At 69.1% G+C, this 21,565-nt stretch carries 16 protein-coding genes; 9 read left to right on the top strand and 7 right to left on the bottom strand.

Features of this window, described 5'->3' with window-relative positions; all coding sequences use genetic code 11:
• Nucleotides 1–3,774: a multifunctional oxoglutarate decarboxylase/oxoglutarate dehydrogenase thiamine pyrophosphate-binding subunit/dihydrolipoyllysine-residue succinyltransferase subunit gene (locus ACK4SC_RS09280; protein ID WP_409617310.1), complete on the bottom strand. Its 3,774-nt coding sequence runs from the start codon at nt 3,772–3,774 to the stop codon at nt 1–3.
• 154 nt (nt 3,775–3,928) lie between these two features.
• Between ACK4SC_RS09280 and ACK4SC_RS09275 the strand changes: the two genes are divergently transcribed.
• From ACK4SC_RS09275 to ACK4SC_RS09260, 4 genes are all read left to right on the top strand, one after another.
• The gene (locus tag ACK4SC_RS09275; protein ID WP_409617308.1) at nt 3,929–5,368 is read left to right on the top strand and encodes a GuaB1 family IMP dehydrogenase-related protein; all 1,440 of its coding nucleotides are present in this window, start codon (nt 3,929–3,931) and stop codon (nt 5,366–5,368) included.
• A gap of 74 nt (nt 5,369–5,442) precedes the next feature.
• Nucleotides 5,443–6,783 (top strand): hemolysin family protein, encoded by a 1,341-nt coding sequence (locus tag ACK4SC_RS09270; RefSeq protein ID WP_409617306.1) that lies wholly within the window; start codon nt 5,443–5,445, stop codon nt 6,781–6,783.
• A complete protein-coding gene (locus ACK4SC_RS09265; protein WP_409617305.1) occupies nt 6,780–7,835 on the top strand; it encodes a hemolysin family protein in 1,056 nt (351 codons plus the stop codon). The genes ACK4SC_RS09270 and ACK4SC_RS09265 overlap by 4 nt, the downstream gene beginning before the upstream one ends.
• 32 nt (nt 7,836–7,867) lie before the next feature.
• Nucleotides 7,868–8,038, top strand: coding sequence for a hypothetical protein (locus tag ACK4SC_RS09260; RefSeq protein WP_409617303.1), 171 nt, complete (start codon nt 7,868–7,870; stop codon nt 8,036–8,038).
• Between the two features lie 40 nt (nt 8,039–8,078).
• Here the strand turns inward: ACK4SC_RS09260 and ACK4SC_RS09255 are convergent, their stop codons facing one another.
• Complete coding sequence (locus ACK4SC_RS09255) at nt 8,079–8,684, bottom strand: TetR/AcrR family transcriptional regulator (RefSeq protein ID WP_409617302.1); 606 nt, start codon at nt 8,682–8,684, stop codon at nt 8,079–8,081.
• Nucleotides 8,685–8,794: 110 nt separating this feature from the next.
• Between ACK4SC_RS09255 and ACK4SC_RS09250 the strand changes: the two genes are divergently transcribed.
• From ACK4SC_RS09250 to ACK4SC_RS09230, 5 genes are read left to right on the top strand one after another with little or no spacing between them, the layout of a single operon-like run.
• Nucleotides 8,795–10,384, top strand: a complete 1,590-nt coding sequence (locus ACK4SC_RS09250; RefSeq protein ID WP_409617300.1) for a carboxyl transferase domain-containing protein — start codon at nt 8,795–8,797, stop codon at nt 10,382–10,384.
• Between the two features lie 5 nt (nt 10,385–10,389).
• Entirely contained in the window at nt 10,390–12,405 is a 2,016-nt protein-coding gene (locus ACK4SC_RS09245) for a biotin carboxylase N-terminal domain-containing protein (RefSeq protein WP_409617298.1), read from the top strand.
• On the top strand, nt 12,402–13,553 hold the full coding sequence (locus ACK4SC_RS09240; protein WP_409617296.1) for an acyl-CoA dehydrogenase family protein: 1,152 nt from the start codon (nt 12,402–12,404) through the stop codon (nt 13,551–13,553). Before ACK4SC_RS09245 ends, ACK4SC_RS09240 begins: the two co-directional genes overlap by 4 nt.
• On the top strand, nt 13,550–14,050 hold the full coding sequence (locus tag ACK4SC_RS09235) for a MaoC family dehydratase (RefSeq protein WP_409617294.1): 501 nt from the start codon (nt 13,550–13,552) through the stop codon (nt 14,048–14,050). Before ACK4SC_RS09240 ends, ACK4SC_RS09235 begins: the two co-directional genes overlap by 4 nt.
• A gap of 11 nt (nt 14,051–14,061) precedes the next feature.
• A complete protein-coding gene (locus tag ACK4SC_RS09230) occupies nt 14,062–14,898 on the top strand; it encodes an HpcH/HpaI aldolase/citrate lyase family protein (protein WP_409617407.1) in 837 nt (278 codons plus the stop codon).
• Here the strand turns inward: ACK4SC_RS09230 and ACK4SC_RS09225 are convergent.
• From ACK4SC_RS09225 to ACK4SC_RS09205, 5 genes are all read right to left on the bottom strand, one after another.
• A complete protein-coding gene (locus tag ACK4SC_RS09225; RefSeq protein ID WP_409617292.1) occupies nt 14,879–15,475 on the bottom strand; it encodes a DUF2510 domain-containing protein in 597 nt (198 codons plus the stop codon). The two genes, ACK4SC_RS09230 and ACK4SC_RS09225, sit on opposite strands and share 20 nt — an antisense overlap.
• A gap of 1 nt (nt 15,476) precedes the next feature.
• Nucleotides 15,477–15,890 (bottom strand): globin, encoded by a 414-nt coding sequence (locus ACK4SC_RS09220; RefSeq protein ID WP_409617291.1) that lies wholly within the window; start codon nt 15,888–15,890, stop codon nt 15,477–15,479.
• The gene (locus ACK4SC_RS09215) at nt 15,891–16,904 is read right to left on the bottom strand and encodes a mechanosensitive ion channel family protein (protein WP_409617289.1); all 1,014 of its coding nucleotides are present in this window, start codon (nt 16,902–16,904) and stop codon (nt 15,891–15,893) included.
• A gap of 91 nt (nt 16,905–16,995) precedes the next feature.
• Complete coding sequence (gene pepN / locus ACK4SC_RS09210; protein ID WP_409617288.1) at nt 16,996–19,542, bottom strand: aminopeptidase N; 2,547 nt, start codon at nt 19,540–19,542, stop codon at nt 16,996–16,998.
• A gap of 63 nt (nt 19,543–19,605) precedes the next feature.
• Complete coding sequence (locus ACK4SC_RS09205) at nt 19,606–21,561, bottom strand: alpha-amylase family protein (RefSeq protein WP_409617286.1); 1,956 nt, start codon at nt 21,559–21,561, stop codon at nt 19,606–19,608.
• Nucleotides 21,562–21,565 lie beyond the last annotated feature (4 nt).

The following is a 21,565-nucleotide window of genomic DNA, read 5'->3' as shown; positions in this document are numbered from 1 at the left end:
TTAGTCGCTGAGCGCCGCGTCCATGATGGCGGCGTGCTCTTCCGCACTGCGCTTCGACGAGCCCGTCGCCGGCGACGCGGAGGCCGGACGCGAGACCACGCGCACGCGCTTCATGCCGCGCTTGGCGAGCTCGATCGTGAAGAACGGCCACGCACCCTGGTTCTCGGGCTCGTCCTGCACCCACACGAGCTCGGCGTTCGGGTACCGGTCGATGACGGCGGCGATCTGCTCGGCGGGCAGCGGGTGGAACTGCTCGAGGCGCACCAGCGCCACGCCCTGCGTCTCGCGCTTGGCGATCTCGCTCTTCAGGTCGTAGTGAATCTTGCCCGAGTGGAACAGCACCCGACGGATCGACTGCGGGTCGGTCACCGTGGCGTCGTCGATGACCGGCTCGAAGCGGCCCTGGGTGAACTCGGCCACCTCGCTCGTAGCTCCGCGCAGTCGCAGCATCGCCTTCGGCGTGAAGACCACGAGCGGCCGACGCGGCCGCGCGTACGCCTGACGGCGCAGCAGGTGGAAGTACGACGCCGGCGTCGACGGACGCGCGATCGTCATGTTGTCTTCTGCCGCGAGCTGCAGGAAGCGCTCGATGCGGGCCGACGAGTGGTCGGGACCCTGGCCTTCGTAGCCGTGGGGGAGCAGCAGCACGACGCTCGAGCGCTGACCCCACTTCTGCTCGGCCGACGAGATGAACTCGTCGATGATGGTCTGCGCGCCGTTCGCGAAGTCGCCGAACTGCGCCTCCCACAGCACGAGCGCGTCGGGGCGCTCGACCGAGTAGCCGTACTCGAAGCCCATCGCCGCGTACTCGCTGAGCAGGGAGTCGTAGATCCAGAACTTCGCCTGGTTCTCGCTGAGGTTTGCCAGCGGCAACCACTCTTGGCCGTTTGCCCGGTCGTGCAGCACGGCGTGGCGCTGCACGAACGTGCCGCGGCGCGAATCTTGACCCGCCATGCGCACCGGCGTGCCCTCCATGAGCAGCGAGCCGAGGGCGAGCAGTTCGCCGAAGCCCCAGTCGATGCCGCCGTTGCGGCTCATCTCGACGCGCTTCTTCAGCATCGCCTGCAGCTTCGTGTGCACCGTGAACCCGGCGGGCGGGTTGTCGTGCGCATCACCGATGTGCTGCACAACCGTGATGTCGACGGCGGTCGTGTCGGGCTCGCCCGAGGCCTCCTCGACCGGGGCATCACCGCCGACGACCGGAATCGTGCCGGTCTGGGCCGCGTGGGTCTCGGCGAACGCCACCTCCAGCCGCTCCTGGAAGTCTTTGTGCGCGTTCTCGAACTCTTCCTCGGTGATGTCGCCGCGGCCGACGAGCGCCTCGGTGTAGAGCGTGCGAACGCTGCGCTTGGCCTCGATGAGGTTGTACATGAGCGGCTGCGTCATCGACGGGTCATCGCCCTCGTTGTGCCCGCGGCGGCGGTAGCAGACGAGGTCGATGATCACGTCGCGCTTGAACTCTTGACGGTAGGCGAACGCGATCTCGGCTACGCGCACGACCGCTTCGGGGTCATCGCCGTTGACGTGGAAGATCGGCGCCTGGATCGTCTTCGCGACGTCGGTCGAGTAGATCGACGAGCGCGCCTCACCCGGAGGGGTCGTGAAGCCCACCTGGTTGTTGACGACGACGTGCACGGTGCCGCCCGTGCGGTAACCGCGCAGCTGCGACAGCTGGAGGGTTTCGACGACAACGCCCTGGCCAGCCATGGCTGCGTCCCCGTGCACGAGCACGGGGAGCGTCGAGAACTTACCGTCGGCCTTGCGGTCCTGCTTCGCCCGCACGATGCCCTCGAGAACGCCGTTGACCGCCTCCAGGTGCGAGGGGTTCGCGGCAAGGTAGACCTCGATCTCTTTGCCGCTGGCCGAGGTGAACGTGCCCTGGGTACCCAGGTGGTACTTGACGTCGCCCGAGCCCTGCACGCTGCGCGGGTCCTGCGTTCCTTCAAACTCGCGGAAGATCTGACCGTAGGTCTTCCCGGCGATGTTCGCGAGAACGTTCAGGCGCCCGCGGTGGGCCATGCCGATCGCAACCTCGTCGAGGTCTTCCTCCGCCGCGCGCTGCACGACCTCGTCGAGCAGCGGAATGAGCGACTCGCCGCCCTCCAGGCTGAAGCGCTTCTGCCCGACGTACTTCGTCTGCAGGAAGGTCTCGAACGCCTCGGCCTGGTTGAGCTTGCCGAGAATGCGCATCTGCTCGTCGTGCGTCGGCTTCTGGTACGGCTTCTCGAGTCGCTCCTGGAACCACCGGCGCTGCTCGGGGTCTTGGATGTGCATGTACTCGATGCCGACGGTGCGGCAGTACGTGTCGCGCAGCACTCCGAGGATCTCGCGCAACAGCATGGTGCGCTTGCCGCCGAAGCCCGCGGTCACGAACTCGCGGTCGAGGTCCCAGAACGTCAGCCCGTGGCTCGAGATGTCGAGGTCGGGGTGGCGTCGCTGGCGGTACTCGAGCGGGTCGACGTCGGCCATCATGTGACCGCGCACCCGGAACGAGTTGATCAGCTCGTGCACACGCGCCGTCTTGTTGACATCGTCAGCGAGGTCAACGTGGATGTCTTGCGCCCAGTGGATCGGGTCGTACGGGATGCGCAGGTCAGCAAAAATCTGCTCGTAGAACTCGCGCTGACCGATCAGCAGCTCGTGCACCTTCTTCAGGAACTCGCCGCTGCCGGCGCCCTGAATGACGCGGTGGTCGTACGTGCTCGTCAGCGTGATCGTCTTTCCGACGCCGAGCTCGGCGAGGGTCGCCTGCGACATGCCCTGGAACTCGGCGGGGTACTCGAGCGCGCCGGCTCCGATGATGGCGCCCTGGCCCTTCATGAGCCGCGGAACCGAGTGCACCGTTCCGATGCCGCCGGGGTTCGTCAACGAGATGGTGTTGCCCTGGAAGTCGGCCGCGGTCAGCTTGTTGTCGCGGGCCCGCTTGACGACGTCTTCGTACGCCGCGTGGAACTCGCCGAACGTCATCGTTTCGCACTTCTTGACGCCCGGCACGAGCAGCGCCCGGGTGCCGTCGGGCTTCGGGATGTCGATCGCGATGCCGAGGTTCAGGTGCGCCGGCGTCACGACGACCGGCTTGCCGTCCTGTTCGTCGTAGTAGACGTTTTGGCTCGGGAACTCGCGCAGTGCCCTCACCATCGCCCACGCGATCAGGTGGGTGAACGACACCTTGCCGCCGCGGGCGCGCTTCAGGTGGTTGTTGATGACGATGCGGTTGTCGATCATCAGCTTGGCGGGGATGGTGCGAACGCTCGTCGCCGTCGGAACCGTGAGCGACGCATCCATGTTGGTCGCCAGGGTCTTCGCCATGCCGCGCAGCGGCGTGACCTCGTCTTGCTTCTCGGCGGCGGCCTCGTCAATGACCGGAGCCGGAGCCGTCGCGGGAGCCTGGGCCGGGATCGGCTGCGGCTGCGGCGCGCGGGCCGTCGTCTTCGCAATCGGCTGGCTCCCCGTCACGGGCGCTGAGCCGATGCTGATCGACCCGACCGAACCGCCCGTCGAGGCGCTCGGCAGAGCTGTCGTGGGGTCGTCTGCGCCGGTGACCGTGGTGGGCGTCACCGGAGTCGCCTCCGCGACCGCGACCGATGCTGGCGCGCTACTGGCCACAGTCGCCGTCGACTGCTCGTACTTCTCGAGAATCGGCCACCACGAGGGGTCGACCGAATCCTTGTTCTCTCGGTACTGCTCGTACAGTTCATCGACGAGCCATTCGTTGGCACCGAACTCTCCGGAGGCGCCGCCCTCGGCGCCGGTACCGGACACGTGGCTTGACACAGCCGACCGCCCACTTTCGCTTCTGCTGGAGGGTTAATTCTCGACGCGCCGCCGACGATGGCGACACCGCTCAAGCGTAACGCCTCGTGCGGTGGCGAACGGTCGGGTTGACCGTGAGCCTGCACCTGTGCACAAGCGCTTGTACCGTTGTCGTGTGCGCTTTGCGAACGAGATCCCCGCCCACGACTTGACCTACTCCGACGTCTTCTTGACGCCGCAGCACTCGGCGGCCGGTAGTCGCCTCAGTGTTGACCTCACGGTCGACGACCCGGCCGGCATGCACACGCCGATTGTCGCCGCCAACATGACGTCGGTCACGGGGCCGCGCCTCGCCGCGGCGCTCGCCCGCCGGGGCGGTCTCGGCGTGCTGCCGCAAGACCTTCCCCTGCAAGAGCTCGATGCCGCGATTCGAGCCATCAAGGCCGCGCCCACCATGCTCGATCCGCTCGTCACGGTGAGCCGCGAGACGACGGTGGCAGAGGCACGGCGCCGGGTGCCAGACACCGATGGGGCGCTCGTCACGATCGTCGACGACGACGGCGAACCGACCGCGTGCATCCCGGCGGCGCGCCTGCGGCACGTCTTGCCCGATGCCGTGATCGGCGATCTCGTCGGTGACCCGGTGCCGTCAATCGACGACGAAGACGTCACGGATGCGCGCAGCGCCTTCGATCTGATCGATGCGGCCGGCGTCGACGCGGTCGCCGTCCGCCACCACGGGCGCATCGTCGGCTCGCTGAGCGCGCGCAGTGCCGTGCGGGCCACTCTCTACCAGCCGGCCGTGGATGCGCACGGTCGCCTCCGGGTGGCCGCCGCGGTGGGCGTCAACGGCGATCCCGCCGAGCGGGCCGCGGCGCTCGTGCGGGCGGGTGTTGACGTTCTCGTGCTCGACACAGCCCACGGGCATCAGGAGCAGATGCTCACAGCGTTGCGCGCGGTCTCGGCCCGCGACCTTGGCGTGCCGATCGTTGCGGGCAACATCGTGACCGCCGACGCCGTGCGCGACCTGGTCGAGGCTGGTGCGCACATTCTCAAGGTCGGCGTGGGGCCCGGCGCCATGTGCACGACGCGCATGATGACCGCGGTCGGGCGCCCGCAATTCTCCGCCGTGCTCGAAACTGCGGCCGCCGCTCGCGAGCTGGGGGCCCGCGTCTGGGCCGATGGGGGAGTGCGCTACCCGCGCGATGTCGCCCTCGCGCTCGCCGCCGGTGCGTCGGCAGTCATGATCGGCTCGTGGTTCGCCGGCACATTGGAAGCGCCCGGCGAGATCGAGGTCGACGAGACGGGCCGCTGGTTTAAGAGCTCGTGGGGTATGGCGTCGACGAAGGCCGTCGAGCAGCGTTTCCGCCGACTCGACGCCTTCGAACGGGCGAAGAAAACCCTGTTCGCCGAAGGCATCTCGAGCTCGCGCATCTACCTCGACCCGCAGCGACCGAGCCTCGACGACGTGCTCGACATGATCACATCGGGGCTGCGCAGCTCGATGACGTACGCCGGAGCGTCGACGCTGCCCGAGTTCCACGAGCGCGCCGTCGTGGGGGTGCAGTCCGCGGCCGGGTATGAGGAGGGCAAGGCGTTGCCCGTCTCGTGGTGAGGTGGCGACGCCTATACTCGACACCACCATGGAGCCTCCGTCTACCGCCACCCTCGTCATCCTGAGGGACACCCGTGGGCGCTGAGTTACTCGGCGACGAATGGCTGCTGCTGGGCATCGGCGTGCTGCTGACAATCGGCACCGGGCTGTTCGTCGCGAGCGAGTTTGCGCTCGTCAACCTTGATCGCTCCGAGCTGGAGGCGCGGCGCGACCGCGGCGAGACCCGGCTGGGAATGACGATCGCGGCGCTGAAAATCACGTCGACGCACCTGTCGAGCGCGCAGCTCGGCATCACCCTCACGACCCTGCTGACCGGCTACACGATGGAGCCGGCGATCTCGCGCCTGCTCGCCGGGCCGCTCACGGCGATCGGGGTTCCCGAGGGCGCGGTGCGACCCGTGGGCTCGGTGACGGCGATCCTCATAGCGACGCTGCTGTCGATGATCATCGGCGAACTCGTGCCGAAGAATTTCGCCCTCGCGCTGCCGCGGCAGACCGCGAAGGTCGTCATTCCGTTCCAGTGGTTGTTCACGACGGTGTTTCGACCAGCGATTCGGGTGCTCAACGGCACCGCCAACCGCATTCTTCGCGCGATGGGCATCGATCCGAAGGAAGAGTTGAGCGGGGCCCGCACCGCCGAAGAGTTGTCGTCGCTCGTGCGCCGCTCTGCGCAGCACGGCCTGCTGGAGGCCGACACGGCGACCCTGCTGTCGCGCACCCTGGCCTTTTCGCAGCTCACGGCGCAAGACGTGATGACACCGCGGCCGCGCGTCGCCAGCGTCGAGCGCGGTGACAGCGCCGTCGACATCATCGATTTGGCTCGCCGCACCGGCCATTCGCGGTTCCCCGTCGTCGGCGAGTCGTTCGACGACGTGTTGGGCATCGTGCACGTCAAACAGGCTGTCGCCGTGCCGCACGACCGGCGCGCCGACGTGCCCGCCTCGGCCCTGCAGTCAGAGGCCTTGCGGGTGCCCGAGACGATGCGTCTGGACACGCTGCTCACCGAGCTGCGCGGGCAGGGCTACCAGATGGCGATCGTCGTTGACGAGTACGGCGGCACGGCTGGGGTGGCCACGTTGGAAGACCTCGTGGAGGAGTTGGTCGGCGAGGTTGCCGACGAGCACGACCGGGCAATGGTCGACGTCGTCCGCGCGCGTGATTGGCTGACGTTCCCGGGCATCCTTCGCCCCGACGAGCTGGCAGACCGCGCAGGCGTGACGGTGCCCGAGAACGGGCCGTGGGAGACCGTGGCCGGGTGGCTGATGGCCGAGCTCGGGCGTCTGCCGCGCGTCGGCGACACGGTCGAGATCGATGCGGGTGTGTTCCGCGTTGAACGGCTCGACGGGCGCCGCATCGACCGCGTGCGCTTCACCCCGGTGCACGCTGATGCGTCGTCGACGGAGGGGGCGTCATGATCAGCTCAGCCGATTGGTGGGGGCTCGTCTGGCTCGTCGTGCTGCTCGCGGGCAATGCGTTCTTCGTCGGTGCAGAGTTCGCGGTCATCTCGGCCAAGCGCTCGCAGATCGAGCCGCGTGCTGAGGCGGGGTCGCGCGCCGCGAAGACGGCGCTGTGGGCGATGGAGCGGGCCACCCTCATGCTCGCCACCAGCCAGCTCGGCATCACCGTGTGTTCGCTGCTGATTCTGAACGTGTCAGAGCCGGCGATCCATCACATCCTCGAGATCCCGATCAGCCTGACGGGGCTGCCTCCCGAGGTCGTGTCGACGATCGCGTTCATCATCGCGCTCCTGATCGTGTCGTATCTTCACGTGGTGCTCGGCGAGATGGTGCCGAAGAACCTGTCGTTCTCGCTGCCGACGCGCGCGGTGCTCATTCTTGCTCCGCCGCTCGTCACGATCGCGCGCATCTTCTCGCCCGTCATCTGGAGCCTGAACGCGATCGCGAACGGCATCCTGCGCCTGTGTGGCGTTGAGCCGAAAGACGAGGCGACGAGCACGTACACGCTCGACGAGGTCGCGACGATCGTCAGGCAGTCAACGCGGGAGGGGCTGCTGACCGACGTCACGGGCACGCTCGGCGCCGCGTTCGAGTTCACCAACAAGACCGTCGGCGACGTCGCTGTTCCCATGGAGGCGCTGGTCACGCTGCCGGAGGACGCCTCCGCTCTCGACGTCGAGCGCGGCGTCGCCCAGCGCGGCTTCAGCCGCTACCCGCTCGTTGACGAGTCCGGCGAGCCCACGGGGTATCTGCACCTCAAGGACGTGATCGACCTCCCCGAGGACGAGTTCGACGACCCCGTGCCGCCGAAGCGCATTCGCCGTCTGGTGTCGATCGACGCCCACGCCGAGTTGGAAGACGCCCTTGCCCTCATGCGTCGTTCGGGCTCACACCTCGCCCGCTCGGTTGACGCGGAGGGCCGCACCGCGGGCGTGCTGTTCCTCGAAGACATCATCGAGGAGCTCGTCGGCGAGGTGCAGGACGCCACCCGCCGCCGCCACTACGGGTAGACCCCGCCGGCGCAGCGGCGTAGCGTGAGGGCATGAGTACCGAAACGGACCGGGCGGCTGAGCTCGGCAGCGCCATCGATCGGGCGCTGCGCGAGGCGCAGCTTCCCGCCGGCGGGGCGCTCGAGTCGACAGCGGTTATCGCCGGGCCGAGTGAGGAGTCGGCGGCCGAGGCGGGCGACGTCGCTGGCCCCGACGCCGACTGAGCGCTGCAGCGTCGCCGCACCTCGCGCCCGAGCCGCGCGCTCAGGCGGGCGCGGTCAGTGCCGATTCGGCCATCGTGGCGAGCAGCGCGCGGGTCTCGCGCGCCGAGCCGCGGGCACTGTGCGGGGTCGAGTTCATGAGGCCGAACGCCGCGTGGGCGCGGGTGCGCAGCAGGGGCCGCGGGGCATCGGGGTGCAGTGCTTCGAGCACGTCGACCCACAGCTCGACGTACTGGCGCTGAAGACCCCGCACGGTGTGCCGGTCCGTCTCAGCGAGGCTCTCCAGGTCGGCCGACTGCACGCGAATGACGTCGGGGTTCTCGACGGCGAAGGCGACGTGGAAGGCGACCAGCGCTGCGAGAGCGGAACGCGCATCCGGGATGCTGGAGGGTCCGTCCGCACGCTCGTCCAGCACCGCGCGCGCCCCGTCGAGCAACCCCGCGCTCGCGTCCACGAGCAGGGCCGCAAGCACGGCCTGCTTTCCCGCGAAGTGGCGGTAGACGGCGGGCCCGCTGACGCCGACGGCGGAGCCGAGGTCGTCGAGCGACACCCGCTCGAAGCCGCGCTCGGCGTACAGCCTCGCCGCCGCCGCAAGCAGGGCGTCACGGCGTTCCGCCTTGGCGCGCTCCCGGGGCGACACGATGCTCATGTGCGCCAGTGTAGACATTCCAGTTAGTCATGACTAACATTTCTGTCAGTTAGTCACCGCTAACCGACCGGAACCGCCGGCCCCACCGCCACAAGCGAAATGGGCAGTCAATGACGACAGCTGAGACGCCTGCCGATCAGGCACCGCGCGCCACCATGGCCGACCTTGTCGACGAACTGCGCCGGAAGCTCGCGACGACGGCGCTCGGCGGCAGTGAGTCGTCGCGGCAGCGGCACATCGAGCGTGGCAAGCTACTGCCCCGCGAGCGGGTCGACCGACTGCTCGACGAGGGCAGCCCCTTCCTCGAGATCGCTCCGCTCGCCGCCGACGGCCTCTACGACGGTCAGGCTCCCGGTGCCGGGCTGATCACGGGCATCGGGCTCGTGCACGGTAGGCCGGTCATGGTCATCGCCAACGACGCGACGGTCAAGGGCGGCACCTATTTCCCCCTGACGGTGAAGAAGCACCTGCGGGCCCAAGAGATCGCCCTCGAGAATCGGCTTCCGGCGATCGCGCTCGTCGACTCCGGCGGGGCGTTCCTGCCGCTGCAGGACGAGGTGTTTCCCGACCGCGACCACTTCGGACGCATCTTTTTCAACCAGGCACGCGCATCCGCCGAGGGCATTGCGCAGATTGCGTGCGTCATGGGGTCGTGCACGGCCGGCGGCGCCTACGTCCCAGCGATGAGCGACGAGACGGTCATCGTGCGCGAGCAGGGCACGATCTTCCTCGGCGGGCCGCCGCTCGTGAAGGCGGCGATCGGCGAAGTCGTCAGCGCGGAGGAGCTCGGCGGCGGCGAGCTGCACGCCCGCACCTCCGGCGTCGTCGACCACCTCGCCGACGACGACGCCCACGCCCTCGAGATCGTGCGCGACATCGTTGCCACCCTGCCGCCGCCCCGCGAGCCGGCGTGGGCCGTCGGTTCGCCCGACCAATCGCCCGCCCCCGCGCACGACCCCGCGACGCTGCTCGACGTCGTGCCCGTCGACGTGCAGACCCCCTACGACGTGCACACGGTCATCGACCGCATCGTCGACGCGGGGTCGGTGAGCGAGTTCAAGCCCGAGTACGGCACGACCCTCGTCACCGCCTTCGCCCGCATCGAGGGCCACCCGGTCGGCATCGTGGCCAACAACGGCGTGCTGTTCAGCGAGTCGGCGATGAAGGGCGCGCACTTCATCGAGCTGTGCGACCAGCGCGGCATCCCGCTCGTGTTCTTGCAGAACATCTCGGGCTTCATGGTCGGCCGCGACGCTGAAGCGGGCGGAATCGCCAAGCACGGGGCCAAGATGGTCACCGCCGTCGCGACGACCCGCGTGCCGAAGCTTACGGTCGTCATCGGCGGCTCGTTTGGTGCCGGCAACTACTCGATGTGCGGAAGGGCCTACTCGCCGCGCTTCCTCTGGATGTGGCCGAACGCCCGCATCTCGGTCATGGGCGGCCAGCAGGCGGCGAAAGTGTTGTCGACCGTGCGCCGCGACCAGCTCGGTGACGACTGGCCCGCCCACGAGCAGGAGGCCTTCGAGGCCCCCATCCGCGCCCAGTACGAACGGCAGGGCGACCCCTACTACGCCACCGCCCGCCTCTGGGACGACGGGCTCATCGACCCTGCCGACACCCGCCAGGTGCTCGCCCTCGCCCTCGACGTCGTCAGCCGCGCGCCGCTACCCGAGCCGCGCTTCGGCCTGTTCCGGATGTGACGCGCATGACCGACACCTCGACCGCGCCCCTGCTCGGCACCGTCCTCGTCGCGAATCGCGGCGAGATCGCGTGCCGCGTGATTCGCACGCTCCGTGCGCTCGGCATCCGCTCCGTCGCCATCTACAGCGACGCCGACGCGGATGCGCGCCACGTGCGCGAGGCGGACCTCGCGGTGCGCCTCGGCCCGGCCCCCGCCGCCGAGAGCTACCTCGACATCGAGAGGGTGGTTCAGGCGGTCCTGTCCTCGGGGGCCGAGGCCGTGCATCCCGGGTACGGCTTTCTCAGCGAGAACACGGCCTTCGCGCGCCGCCTCGAAGAGCTCGGCGTCACCCTGATCGGCCCGCCGGCGAGCGCGATCGAGGCGATGGGCGACAAGATCCGCGCCCGCGAGCACGTCGCCGCCCGCGGTGTGCCGGTGACGCCCGGCGCAGGGGAGGCCGGCTGGAGCGACGCGCAGCTCATCGACGCGGCGGGCACGGTGGGGTTCCCGCTCATCATCAAGCCCTCGGGCGGCGGCGGTGGCAAGGGGATGACCGTGGTGCGCGAGCGGGACGAGCTCGCCGACGCGCTCGTCGCCTCCCGCAGAGTTGCGCGCTCGTCGTTCGGCGACGACACCCTGCTCATCGAGCGCTTCGTCGAGAGCCCCCGCCACATCGAGGTGCAGGTGCTCGCCGATGCGCACGGGGCCGTCGTGCACCTGGGGGAGCGGGAGTGTTCCCTCCAGCGGCGCCACCAGAAGATCATCGAGGAGGCCCCCTCGCCGTTGCTTGACGAGGCCACGCGCGCGGCGATCGGCGAGGCCGCCTGCGAGGTGGCGCGCAGCGTCGACTACCGCGGAGCCGGCACCGTCGAGTTCCTCGTCTCCGATGCGAAACCCGACGAGTTCTTCTTCATGGAGATGAACACGCGCCTGCAGGTCGAGCATCCCGTGACCGAGCTCGTGACGGGCGTCGATCTCGTCGAGCAGCAGCTGCGCATCGCCGCGGGTCAGCCGCTCGAGCTGCCGCCGCTCGCGCTCAGCGGCCACGCGGTCGAGGCGCGACTCTATGCCGAAGACCCCGAGCGCGGCTTCACCCCGCAGACCGGCACCGTCTCCTTCCTCGCGGAGGCGAGCGGCGAGGGCGTGCGCGTCGACAGTGCCCTCCTCGACGGTCTCGTCGTCGGCTCCGACTACGACCCGATGCTCGCGAAGGTCATCGCGCACGGGCCCGACCGGGCGACCGCGCTCGCCCGGCTCGATGCGGCGCTCGCCGAGACCATCGTGCTCGGGGTGCCGACGAATGCAGCCTTCTTGCGCCGACTGATCGCCGTACCCGAGGTGCAGACGGGCGCTCTCGACACGGGGCTCATCGAGCGCAGCGAGCTGGCAGCCCCCGCCACGCCCGCCCTCGCCCGCACGATCACCGCGCTCGTCGAGCACGACCGGGCTGAGCGGGCCGCGCGGTCCGCCTGGAGTCGGCCGAGCGGCTGGCGCCTCGGCCCGCACCGCGCCCCCCGCTACCTGATCGACGGCGAGGAGGTCGCGATAGACGCGTCGGTTATCGACCAGCTCGCCCCGAGCATCCGCATTCTCGACGCCGCCGCCGAGGCGCTCAGCGTCACCGTCACTCACGAATCACGACGCGTCACTGCCCACGTCGTGCGCGCCGTCGACGCGACCTGGATGCACGTCGACGGCGTCACGCACCGGCTCGCGCGCCCGACGCGGGCCGCCCGCATCGCGGAGCACCGGGCGGGACTCACCCGCACCCCGGGCGCCGCCGACCCGACGATCCGCGCCGCCATGCCCGGCGCCGTCGTCGCCCTCGGCGCCGCCACCGCAGACACGGTCGTCGAGGGTCAGCCCCTCGTCACGATCGAGGCGATGAAGATGGAGCACACCATGCTCGCGTCCGTCGCCGGCACGGTGACCCTCGAGGTCGCCGTGGGCGACCAGGTCGCACTCGACCAGGTCGTCGCCCGCATCCACCCCGACGAGCCAGAACCCCGGCCCGACGGCGACCAAGGAGACCCCGCATGATCGACCTCACCCCAGAACAGCAGCGCCTCAGCGACGAGGTGCGCGAGTTCGCCGACACCGTTGTCGCACCCGCTGCGTACGAGTACGACACGAAGCGTGAGCTGCCGTACGACATCATCCGGCAGATGGGCGACATGGGGCTGTTCGGGCTGCCCTTCCCGGAAGAATACGGCGGCCAGGGCAAGACCTACGTCGACCTGTGTATCGCGGTCGAGCAGCTCGCCCGCGCTGACCAGTCGATCGCCGTCACCCTCGAGGCGGGCGTCGGACTCGGCGCGATGCCGATCTTCCGCCAGGGCACGGAGGAACAGAAGCAGCAGTGGCTGCCCGACCTCGCCCGCGGCCGGGCCCTTGCCGGATTCGGGCTCACCGAGGCGGGCGCCGGATCAGATGCGCGGGCCACGCAGACGACGGCGGAGGTTGTCGATGGCGAGTGGGTCATCAACGGCTCCAAGCAGTTCATCACGAACTCCGGATCGGAGATCACGAGCCTCGTCACCGTCACGGCAGTGACCGGCCGCAAAGAGAACGGCAACCCCGAACTGTCGGCAATCATCGTGCCGAGCGGTACCCCCGGCTTCACGGTGCACCCCGCCTACGACAAGGTCGGCTGGCACACGAGCGACACCCACCCGTTGAGCTTCGACAACGTGCGCGTGCCCGAAGAGAACCTGCTCGGCGAGCGCGGCCGTGGCTACGCCAACTTCCTCGAGTACCTCGACGAGGGGCGCGTCGCCTTCGCTGCACTCTGCACCGGCGCCGCTCAGGGCTGCCTCGAGGAGGCGCTGCGCTACGCGAAGGAGCGCACGGTCTTTGGCCGAGCGATCGGCGAGAACCAGCACGTGGCCTTCACGATCGCGCGCATGCAGTCGCGGGTGCACGCCGCTCGGCTCGCCACCTACGAGGCGGCCCAGCGCATCGTCGCCGAGAAGCCCTTCAAGGCGGAAGCGTCGATGGCGAAGCTGATCTCGAGCGAGGCGGCCATGGCCAACGCCCGCGACGCCAGCCACATCTTCGGCGGCTACGGCTTCATGAATGAAAACCCGGTCGCTCGCCACTACCGTGACTCGAAGGTGCTCGAGGTCGGCGAGGGCACGACGGAGGTGCAGCTGATGGTCATTGCCCGGCAGTTGGGACTCACCGCATGACGGCGACCAGCGAAAACTACCAGCCGCGCCGCATCGAGCAGCGCGGCCTGTGGTTCGACGAGTTTGAGGTCGGCACGGTCTACGTGCACGCCCCCGGGCGCACCATGACCGAGGCCGACAACGTGCTCTTCTCGACCCTCACGATGAACCCGCAGGCGTTGCACCTCGACGCGGCGTGGGCGGCCGAGCAGCCCTTCGGCGAGCGGCTCGTCAACTCGATGATGACACTCGCCGTCATGGTGGGTGCCTCGGTTCAGCAGCTCACCCAGGGCACGATCGTCGCGAACCTCGGGCTGACCGACGTGCGGTTCCCGCATCCGCTGCACCACGGCGACACCCTCTACAGCGAGACGCTCGTCGTCGAGAAGCGTCTGTCCGAGTCCCGACCCGGCCAGGGCATCGTGACGCTCGCCCACACCGGACGCAATCAGCACGGTGACATCGTCGGTGAGGCCCGTCGGGCCGTGCTGGTCTGGCGGGAGGGCCACCAGCCGTGACGGCGTTCGCCATGGGGCCCGCCCTGCTCTTCTGCCCCGCTGACCGGCCCGAGCGCTACGCGAAGGCCGCCGAGCGGGCCGATGCGGTCATCCTCGACCTGGAAGACGCGGTCGCGCCCGACGCGAAACGGGATGCGCGGGGTCACGTGGCGGGCAGTCGCCTCGATCCCGTGCGCACCATCGTGCGCATTAACCCGCTCGGCACGGCCGACGCCGATGCCGACCTCGCCGCCCTCGCGGCAACCGAGTACACGACGGTCATGGTCCCGAAGGCTGAGGACCCGGTCGCGCTGCGCGCCCTCGCCGCCCGCGGCTACGCCGTCATCGGGCTCTGCGAGACGGCCACGGGCGTCGTCGCCGCGGCCGAGCTCGCCGCCGTGCCCGGCGTCGTCGCCCTCATGTGGGGCGCCGAAGACCTCGTTGCCTCGATGGGGGGCACCGCGAGCCGGGATGCCCGGGGCCGCTACCGCGCGGTCGTCCAGCACGTGCGCGCCACCGTCCACCTCGCGGCCGCTGCCCGCGGCGTCGCGAGCATCGACACCGTGCACCTTGATATCGCCGACGAGGCGGGCCTCGAGGAGGAGGCGAGCGATGCGGCGGCGCTCGGATTTGCCGCGACCGCGTGCATCCACCCCTCCCAGGTGGCAGTCGTGCGCCGGGCCTACGCGCCCGACCCCGACCACGTCGCCTGGGCCGAGAGGGTGCTCGCGGCCGCGCGCGGCGAGCGCGGGGTCTTCCGCTTCGACGGCGTCATGGTCGATGAGCCGGTCTTGCGGCACGCCCGAGCGGTCGTGGCGCGCGCGTCCGACCGCGCCTTTTCGAGTTCGGCTACAGAGGAACGCGGGTAAGGGTCGCGTCGACGATCCGCGCGGCAATGCTGATCGCCACGACGATGAGCGTCGCCTGCAGGGCGATCGTCGTCCACATGGGGGCGAAGCCGGTGCCCGTACGGCGGCGCACCACGACCGAGCGGCCGATCACGTAGACGAGGCTCCACAGAATCGCCCACGCCCAGTGGAAAGGCCGATCGATGCCGCGCGCCTTGAGCGCCCGCCAGTCGAGTACCGCCGCCCCGACGCCGGCCAGCCACAGGAACAGGCCGGTGAAGTCGGCGGCGCCGGTGGACGTGTTTGGGGTGCCGGTGACGGTGCCGTCCGGCGCGATCTCGACGCCCTGCATCGCCTGCTCGACGAGCGCATTCACATCGAGCGTCGCGGCCTGCCAGATGCTGATGAGCGGGGCGAGAGCGAGCAGCCAAATCCAGATCGTGGTGGGGTTCGTGCCCTCGGGGGCCCGCTGGGGCTCATACGGGGCCGCCATGTAGGGCTGGCGAGTGCGTTCCGACCACTCCTCGCCGTCCCACCAGCGTTCGCCGGCCCCGCCGTGGGGGTCGGGGTACCAGCCAGCCTGCGTCGGTCTCGTCATCTCACTCCTCGAAGGTGTTCACCATGGCGTGCGCGGCGCGCTGCAGGTAGTCCCACAGCGCTTCCTCGTGCATGGGCGACAGGTCAAGCTCGTCGACCGCGGCGCGCATGTGCGACAGCCACCGATCACGAGCGTCGGGGTTCACGTGAAAAGGCATGTGGCGCATGCGCAGCCGCGGGTGCCCCCGCTGCTCGCTGTACGTGGTCGGCCCGCCCCAGTACTGCTCGAGGAAGGCCGTGAGCCGCCACACGGCTCCGTCCATGTCGTCGTCGGGGTACATCGGGCGCAACACCTCGTCGTGCTCGATGCCCGCGTAGAAGCGACGCACCAGCTTCTCGAAGGTGGCGTGCCCGCCCACCTGCTCGAAAAACGTCTCGGTGGGGCCGCCCGTGGGGCCCCAGCTCAGCTCGGCCACCTAGGCGTCCTTCGACGTGTCAGGTTTCGCAGCCGCCTGCTTCGGCAGCGGCTTCGTCGCAGTCGTCGCGCGCCCACCCGGCTTCTGCTCGGTGCGCTTGCCAGCCTGGTCGAGCCCGTCCATGACGACCCGGTTGAGTGCGGGCAGGGCCACCCCGACCTCGTCGAGCGCGAGCTTCAGCCGCAGCCGCAATTCGCGGGCGACCTCGAACTGATCGGGGCCGCGCACCTTCATCACGAGGCGTACCACGAGCGCCTCGGCCGAGATCGACTCGATGCCCCAGATCTCGGGCTTCTCGAGCACCTTGCGCCGCCAGCGCGGATCGTCGGCCATCTTCTGGGCCGTCTCGAGCATCGTCTGCTCGACCGCCTCGACGTCGCTTGTGTACGGAGCGGGCAGGTCGATGATGACCCGCGCCCACCCCTGCGACTTGTTGCCGACCCGCAGAATCTCGCCGTTGCGCACGAACCACAGCGTGCCGTTGACGTCGCGCACCTGGGTGACGCGCACCCCGACCGCCTCCACGACTCCCGAGACCTCTCCGAGGTCGACGATGTCGCCCACCCCGAGCTGGTCTTCGAAGACCATGAACAGGCCGTTCAGCATGTCCTTCACGAGGCTTTGGGCCCCGAAGCCGAGGGCGGCGCCGAGCACGCCGGCTGAGGCGATGAGGGCTGTGACCGAGAAGTTCAGTTCGCTCAGAATGAGCACGATTGTGACGGCGACGATCGACCAGGTGACGACGTTGCGCAGCACGCTTCCGATCGTGCGCGTGCGCTGCACGACGCGCACGGCGTGCAGCGGCGACGCGCTCAACTCGACCGTGTGCTCCACCGCCTGGGCCTTCTTCACCCCGGATACGACGCGGTCAACGACGCGACCGATCGAGATGAGCAGGATCCACCGCAGGATGACGGCGCCGATCACCACGCCGAGGATGCGGAAGACCGTCCCGTTTTCCTCGATGAAGACGCCGAGCGCCTCGAAGAACCCGGCCCAGGTGAACTCGTCCATAACGCGCCCAGCCTACTCAGCGTGCGCGGCCCGCCAGTGCCGCCCCGCGCATCCGTCGATCGAATACGCGGGGCGGGATGCTCGGGGCCAGCTACGCGCGCGCGTCGCGTCGCTGCGCTGCAACCGCGCGCTCGACGCCCGCGAGGTTCTCGCTGACCATGCGGCGCAAGGCTGCCGGCTGGTCGGCATTGGCCTCGAGCCACGCCCTGGTCTTCACGATGAGGTTCTCGTTCGCGAGCGGCGCCGGGTAGAGGCCAAGAATCAGGTACTCGGCCATCTTGTACGACCGGGATTCCCACACCGAAACCAGGGACTCGAAGTACGGGTCGACCAGTTCGGCGAAGCCCGTGGGGCCGTTCGCGTGCTGGAAGCCCACCGTCGTCATGCGCACGATCGCGTTCGGCACGCTGTCATCGTTCACCAGTTGGTCGAAGACGGCGCGCTTCGCGTCGGCTCCGGGCAGGGCGGCGCGCGCGCGTGCGGCGGCCTGCTGGCCGTTCGACGTGTTGTCCTTCTCGAGCGCCGCGTCGATCTCGCTTGTGCCGATCGCGCCGTTCAGGGCGAGGCCCTCGATGAGCAGCCAGTCGAGGTCGGTGTCGACCTCGAGGCCCGGCAGCGTGATGGTGCCGTCGCGCAGCCCGCTGAGAGTCGCCACGTGGGCGGGGGTCGCGGCCATGTTCGCGAAGTACTGCACGAACTGGAACTGCGCGTCGCTGCCCGGCTCGGCCTCGGCGGCCAGCTGCCAGAGCCCATCGGCGACGGCGACAACCGTTTCGTCGCGGGTCGACGGTTCGACGTACGTGCGGGCGACCTGCGCGAGCTGCATGAGCGTCGTGCGGATCGTCGTCGACTCGGTCTCGCTCGCGATGTTGTTGAGCACGAGCCGCACATAGTCGCGCGGCGCCGTCTCACCGTCGCGCGTCGCGTCCCAGGCCGCACCCCACACGATGGCGCGCGCGAGCGGGCTCTCAATCGCCTTCAGGTGGGCGATGGCGGTCTCGAGCGATGCGTTGTCGAGGCGAATCTTCGCGTAGGCGAGGTCGTCGTCGTTCAGCAGGATCAGCGCGGGGCGGGCCATGCCGACGAACTCGGCGACCTCGGTGCGCTCGCCGTCGACGTCGAGCTCGTGACGGTGGGTGCGCACGAGCGCGCCGTCGTGCAGGTCGTAGAAGCCGATCGCCATGCGGTGCGGGCGAATCGTGGGGTAGTCGGGGTGCGCACTCTGCAGCACAGCGAACGAGGTGATGACCCCGTTGTCGTCGACCTCGAGCTCGGGGCGCAGCGTGTTCACGCCGGCCGTCTCGAGCCACTTGGCGCTCCACTCGGTCAGTTCGCGGCCGCTCGTCGCCTCCAGCTCGCGCAGGAGGTCGACCAGCTCGGTGTTGCCCCACGAGTGCTTCTTGAAGTAGTTCGAGACGCCCGCGAAGAAGTCCTCCTCGCCGACCCACGCCACGAGCTGCTTCAGCACACTGCCGCCCTTGGCGTAGGTGATGCCGTCGAAGTTGACCTGCACGTCCTCCAGGTCGCGGATGTCGGCCACGATCGGGTGGGTGGAGGGCAGCTGGTCTTGCTTGTATGCCCAGCTCTTCTCCATCGCCTGGAAGGTGGTCCAGGCCTCCGTCCACTCAGTGGCCTCGGCGGTGGCGATCGTGGAGGCCCACTCGGCGAACGACTCGTTGAGCCAGAGGTCGTTCCACCACTTCATGGTGACGAGGTCGCCGAACCACATGTGGGCGAGCTCGTGCAGGATCGTGACGACGCGACGCTCCTTGACCGCGTCGGTCACCTTCGAGCGGAACACGTACACCTCGGTGAAGGTGACGCAGCCGGCGTTTTCCATCGCACCGGCGTTGAACTCGGGCACGAACAACTGGTCGTACTTCTCGAAGGGGTATGGCACGTCGAACTTCGACTCGAAGTAGGCGAAGCCCTTGCGGGTGATGTCGAAGATGTAGTCGGCGTCGAGGTACTCGAACAGCGACGCGCGGGCGTAGATGCCGAGCGGGATGGTGCGGCCGTCGCTCGAGGTGAGCTCCGAGTGCACGCTCTGGTACGGGCCGGCGACGATGGCAGTGATGTAGCTCGAGATGCGCTGCGTCTCGGGGAAGGCGAAGACCGCGCTGTCACCCTCGACGGTGGGCTCGGGCGTGACGCCGTTCGAGACGACCTTCCAGTGCTTCGGGGCGCGCACCGTGAAGGTGAATGTGGCCTTCAGGTCGGGCTGTTCGAACACGGCGAACACGCGTCGGCTGTCGGGAACCTCGAACTGCGAGTACAGGTACACCTCGCCGTCGACCGGGTCGACGAAACGGTGCAGGCCCTCGCCCGTGTTCGTGTACTCGTGGTCGGCGACAACCGTCAGCTCGTTCTCGGCGGCGAGGTTCGGCAGCTGAATGCGAATTCCGTCGGCCACCTCGGCCGGGTCAAGCTCGACGCCGTTCAGGGTGACCGCGTGCACGTCGCGCGTGATCGCGTCGATGAACGTCGAGGCGCCGGGCGTCGCCGTGAACGTCACCGTCGACGTCGAGCGAAACACCTCCGGCCCGGTCGTCAGGTCGAGCTCGACGCGGTAGCTCTGGGTCGATACGAGTGACGAGCGCTCGCTCGCCTCCACGCGGGTGAGGTTGTCTGCGGGCACGGTTGCGGCCTCCTTCGGCGACGGACGTGAGTGGCGCGGCTCGTGGCCGCACAGCCGCCCAGCCTAGTGCGCGGGCCCGAGCGCCGCCCCGTCGTTCACCGAGGCGAGCGCCGGGTCGTCGACCACGCGCATCCAGACGATGCCGTGCTCGGGAATCGTGAGGTCGGCGCGCAGCGACCGCCGCTCGCCGGTGATTAGGTCGACGCCGGTCGGCGGCTGACCAGACAGGGTCAGCGCCGTGACCGTCTGCGGCTCATCGGCCATGTTCGCGAAGCACAGGATGCGCGTGGCCATCCCCTCGTACACGCCCGGTCGCTGATACCCCAGCACGTGCGGGTTCTTCGCGTCGAAGCCGATGAGGGTGCCCCCGGCGAACTCAGGCGTGCGGCGGCGCAGCTCGATGAGCGCCGTCAGCATCGTGTACAGCCGTCCGGCATCGGTCGTCGGATCGTGGCGCTCGGCGTAGCGCTCTTCGGGAAAGAAGGGCCGGCCCGACCAGCGGCTATCGTCGGCCTTGCCCGGGTCGTTGCGGTACGAGTAGTCGTTCGTCTGCCCGACCTCGTCACCCAGGTAGATGAGCGGCAGGCCGCCGGTTGACAGGGCGATCGAGTGGGCAAGCACAATCCGGTCGATTGCGCCGGGGTCACCGGCCTCGAGCCCGGTCAGCGACGCGGTCGCCCCGCTGATGCGGCAGTCGCCTGTCTTCGGATTGTCTTGGAACGGGATGCCCCGGGCGAAGCTGCCCGGGAAGCGCCCCACGTAGAAGTTGTTCAAGAAGCGCCGGTGCTCGAAGCCGTTGATGCCGAGTTCGGCCGCGTCTTCGTCGGCGAAGGTCCAGCCGATGTCGTCGTGGCTGCGCACGTAGTTGACCCAGGCGGTGCCGGGGGGAAGGTTGTGGCGGCGATCGAGCGCCTGTTGCAGCAGGCGGGCGTCGCGGGTGGCGAGCGAGTTCCAGATGAGCGCCATTTGCAGGGGGTTGTACGAGATCTGGCACTCGTCTGGCGAGATGTACTCGACCACCTGGTCGGGGTGCACGATCGCCTCGCTCTTGAAGATCAGGGCGGGGGCGGCGATGCGGCACACGGCGTTGAAGGCTTGCAGCAGCAGGTGCGCCTCGGGAAGCGACTCGCAGCTCGTGCCGAGCTTCTTCCAGATGAAGGCGACCGCGTCCATGCGCAGCACGTCGATGCCCTGGTTGGCGAGAAACAGCATCTCGCCGGCCATCGCCCGAAACACCGCGGGGTTGGCGTAGTTCAGATCCCACTGGAACGAGTGGAACGTGGCCCACACCCAGCGCCCCGATCCGTCGGGCATGGGCACGAACGAGCCGGCGTGGTCGTCGGGGAAGATCTCGCGCACCGTACGCTCGTACCGGTCGGGCATCGTGCGGTCAGGAAAGATCCAGTAGTAATCCTCGAACTCCTTCTCGCCGGCGAGCGCGCGCCGCGCCCACTCGTGCTCGTTCGAGGTGTGGTTGAAGATGAAGTCGACGACGAGCGCGATGCCGTTCGCGCGCAGGTCGGCGGCCAGCTGGGTGAGCTGGGCCATGTCGCCGAGGGCCGGGTTCACCTCGCGGTAGCTCGACACGGCATAGCCGCCGTCGCTGTTGGGCTCCGGCGCCAAGAACAACGGCATCAGGTGCAGGTAGGTCAGGCCCAACTCGCGGAAATACGGGATGCGCGCCCGCACGCCTTCCAGGTCGCCCGCGTAGCGGTCGACGTAGCAAACGCCTCCGAGCATCCGGTTCGACTGGAACCAGGTGGGATCCGCCTCGCGCGCCGCGTCGAGTTCTTTCAGGTCGGCGGGCCGGCGCTGCCAGCTGAGCGCCAGTTCGCCGAGCAACGCTTCGAGATGCTGGGCGACCGAGGGGTCGTCGCCGTAGACACGAGCGAAGAGCGAGGCGAGGCGAGGAGCCTCCCGCTCGGCCCGGGCGCGAAAGGCCGCCCAGTCGGCATCAGATGTCTCGGGCCGTCGTGCCCGGTCGAGGATGCTCGTGTCGAGTCCGAGAGGATGCTCCATTGCC

This window comes from Microcella sp., assembly GCF_046293215.1.
In the GTDB taxonomy this organism is placed as follows: Bacteria; Actinomycetota; Actinomycetes; order Actinomycetales; family Microbacteriaceae; genus Microcella.
Note: the sequence above shows the minus strand (reverse complement) of the source record. Positions and strands in the feature narration are given on the sequence as shown.